The 2852-nt window shown below is 72.9% G+C and carries 4 protein-coding genes; 2 read left to right on the top strand and 2 right to left on the bottom strand.

Annotated elements, in window-relative coordinates:
• Positions 1–381 precede the first annotated feature (381 nt).
• Positions 382–1371: a GTP 3',8-cyclase MoaA gene (gene moaA, locus AB0M28_RS40295; RefSeq protein ID WP_365415788.1), complete on the top strand. Its 990-nt coding sequence runs from the start codon at positions 382–384 to the stop codon at positions 1369–1371.
• A gap of 46 nt (positions 1372–1417) precedes the next feature.
• Here moaA and AB0M28_RS40290 read toward each other — a convergent pair whose 3' ends face one another.
• Complete coding sequence (locus AB0M28_RS40290; protein ID WP_365415786.1) at positions 1418–1657, bottom strand: hypothetical protein; 240 nt, start codon at positions 1655–1657, stop codon at positions 1418–1420.
• A gap of 234 nt (positions 1658–1891) precedes the next feature.
• Positions 1892–2266 (bottom strand): DUF3099 domain-containing protein, encoded by a 375-nt coding sequence (locus AB0M28_RS40285; protein ID WP_365415790.1) that lies wholly within the window; start codon positions 2264–2266, stop codon positions 1892–1894.
• Positions 2267–2452: 186 nt separating this feature from the next.
• On the opposite strand from AB0M28_RS40285, the gene AB0M28_RS40280 reads away from it, so the two are divergent.
• Positions 2453–2731 (top strand): GlsB/YeaQ/YmgE family stress response membrane protein, encoded by a 279-nt coding sequence (locus tag AB0M28_RS40280; RefSeq protein WP_365415784.1) that lies wholly within the window; start codon positions 2453–2455, stop codon positions 2729–2731.
• The last annotated feature ends 121 nt before the right edge of the window (positions 2732–2852 follow it).

Genomic DNA, 2852 nt, shown 5'->3' with positions numbered 1-2852 from the left:
ATCGCCGCGAGGCGGTGCGGCCGCACCGCTGCGGGCGGCTGGGCCGCCCAGGGGGCGGCACGGGCGGGCGCAGCGGCCCCGCACGCGGCAGCGCCCCCGGGACCACAGCCAGGCCCGCCGCAGGCGAACGCCCCGGGACCACAGCCAGGCCCGCCGCAGGCAGCCGAGCCCCGGGACCACAACCCGGCCCGCCGCAGGCGAAGACGCCCTGGGACCACAACCCCGCCCGCCGCAGGCGCCCGTGCCGCCGGCACCGCACCCCCGCCCGCCGCAGGCGAGGGATTCCGCAATGCGGATGTGATGTTCCGGAAGCTGTCGGATGTCCGTGCCCTGCCGTAAGGTGACGCCGTAGGCGCGCGCATCCGTGGAGGGGTCACCGCCATGCTCATGGACACGTTCGGTCGCCAGGCAACCGACCTCCGGGTCTCCCTGACCGACCGGTGCAACCTGCGCTGCACGTACTGCATGCCCGAGGAGGGCCTGCAATGGCTGGGCAAGCCCGACCTCCTCACGGACGACGAGATCGTCCGCCTCGTCCGCATCGCCGTGACCGACCTCGGCGTGACCGAGGTCCGCTTCACCGGCGGCGAGCCCCTCCTGCGCCCCGGCCTCACGGGCATCGTCGAGCGCTGCGCCGAGCTCACCCCCCGCCCGAAGCTGTCGCTCACCACCAACGGCATCGGCCTGGAGCGCACCGCCACCGCCCTGAAGGCCGCCAGCCTCGACCGGGTCAACGTCTCCCTGGACACCCTCCGCCCGGACGTCTTCCAGCGGATGACCCGCCGCAAGCGGCACGCGGACGTGCTGCGCGGACTGGACGCGGCCCGGTCCGCCGGACTGGACCCGGTGAAGGTGAACACCGTCCTGATGCCCGGCGTGAACGACGACGAGGCCCCCGACCTCCTCGCCTGGGCGATCGAGCACCACTACGAGCTGCGCTTCATCGAGCAGATGCCCCTCGACGCCCAGCACGGCTGGCAGCGCGAGGGCATGATCACAGCCGGCGACATTCTGGCCTCGCTGCGCACCCGCTTCGAGCTGACCCCGGAGGGCAGCGAGGAGCGCGGCTCCGCCCCGGCCGAACGCTGGATCGTCGACGGCGGCCCGCACCGGGTGGGCGTGATCGCCTCGGTGACCCGCCCCTTCTGCCGCGCCTGCGACCGCACCCGGCTGACGGCTGACGGCCAGATCCGCAACTGCCTCTTCGCCCGCGAGGAGACGGACCTGCGCGCCCTGCTGCGCTCCGACGCGCCCGACGAGGCGGTCGCGCAGCGCTGGCGGGAGGCGATGTGGGGCAAGAAGGCGGGCGCGGGCCTGGACGACCCGGACTTCGTCCAGCCGGACCGCCCGATGTCGGCGATCGGCGGCTGACGGCACCGCAGAAGGACTGACGGCCCCGCAGCAGAGGGCCGAGGCCCTACCCCGCCGAAGGCCGCTGCTCGGCGTCCTGCCAGTCACCCAGCGCCACCACGTCCTTCAGGAACCCCCGCACGCCCAGGAACTGTGACAGATGCTCGCGGTGCTCCGAGCAGGCCAGCCACGTCTTGCGCCGGTCCGGCGTGTGCAGCTTCGGGTTGTTCCAGGCGAGCACCCACTCGGCGGAGGCGCGGCAGCCCTTCGCGGAGCAGATGACGGGGTCGTTCTCGGACGAGGTCACGAACCCCACCCTACGACCCGCCCGGCACCCGGAAGTCGCCGGTGGGAGACGGCGCGAGACGGCACGAGACCGTCCGGACATGGCGACGCCGGGCAGCCACGGGGGGAGCCGCCCGGCGTCGGTCCGTCGCTCCGACGGGGGATGCGGAGCGCGTACGAAGTATGTCACGGCACCAGGGGTGCGAGGCAGCAGAACGACGTGATTGATCTGAGGTTTTCTTGAGCTTTCCACAACTCAGCTGTTCAGGCCGCCGCCACCCGCGTCCGTTTCCTCAGCTTCCGTTACACCTTCCGCCCGATCATCCCTGGCCCGGGACTGCTCCAGCGCAGGCCGCACGGGAGCGGGGATGAAGGCGTCCGGGAGCCCGGGCGCGTTCTCGCGCCCCGCGTTCGCGATGACCACCGCGACGTACGGCATGAAGGTGCCCAGCACCAGGGCCGCCACGGCCACATGGCGCTCCACGTTCCACAGCAGCGCCGCCGCGAGCACCGCGGCCGCGCGTACGAGCATCGAGATCACGTAGCGCCGCTGCCGGCCGGCCACGTCCTCGGCCAGCCCCTTGCGCGCCCCGGTGATCGCGAACACCTGGGTCCCGCCGCGCTTCCGCATCACGTTCCACCACCTGCCCCTGGGTGTTTCCCACGATACGTCGCCCTGCGCACGGCGCCGAGAGGGGGTACTCCGACGCAGGGGGCGGCCCGGCGCACGGCGCGTACGGACGGCTCCGGCATGCGGCGTACGCCGTCCGGGCGGACACTGGGACGACCTGCGCACAACGTCGCATTGGAGGCGGCCATGAGCTGGTTGTGGGCGATCATCGTGGGCCTGGTCCTGGGCTACATCGCCCGGGCCATCCTGCCCGGCAAGCAGAGCATCCCGTGGTGGCTGACGATCGTCTGCGGCATCGTGGGCAGCCTGCTGGGCAACGCCGTCGCGTCGTGGATCGGCGTCGAGGACACCCGGGGCATCGACTGGATCAGGCACGTCCTGCAGCTGGCCGGCGCGGTCGGCGTCGTCGCCCTGGGCACCCCCATGTACACCGCGCTCCGCGGTAACAGCGGACGTATGACCTAGGCCGCGAGACCCCGGCAACGGCCGGGGCGCCGTCCGCGCAGCCAGCCCGTGGCGTACACCCCGGCCACGACGTAGCCCGCGGTCAGGACCATCGCGACCACGAAGTGCCAGTACTCCGGGC

This window comes from Streptomyces sp. NPDC051940, from assembly GCF_040680895.1.
Lineage (GTDB): Bacteria > Actinomycetota > Actinomycetes > Streptomycetales > Streptomycetaceae > Streptomyces.
The sequence above is the reverse complement of the archived record's forward strand: the minus strand, read 5'-3'. Positions and strand labels throughout refer to the sequence as shown.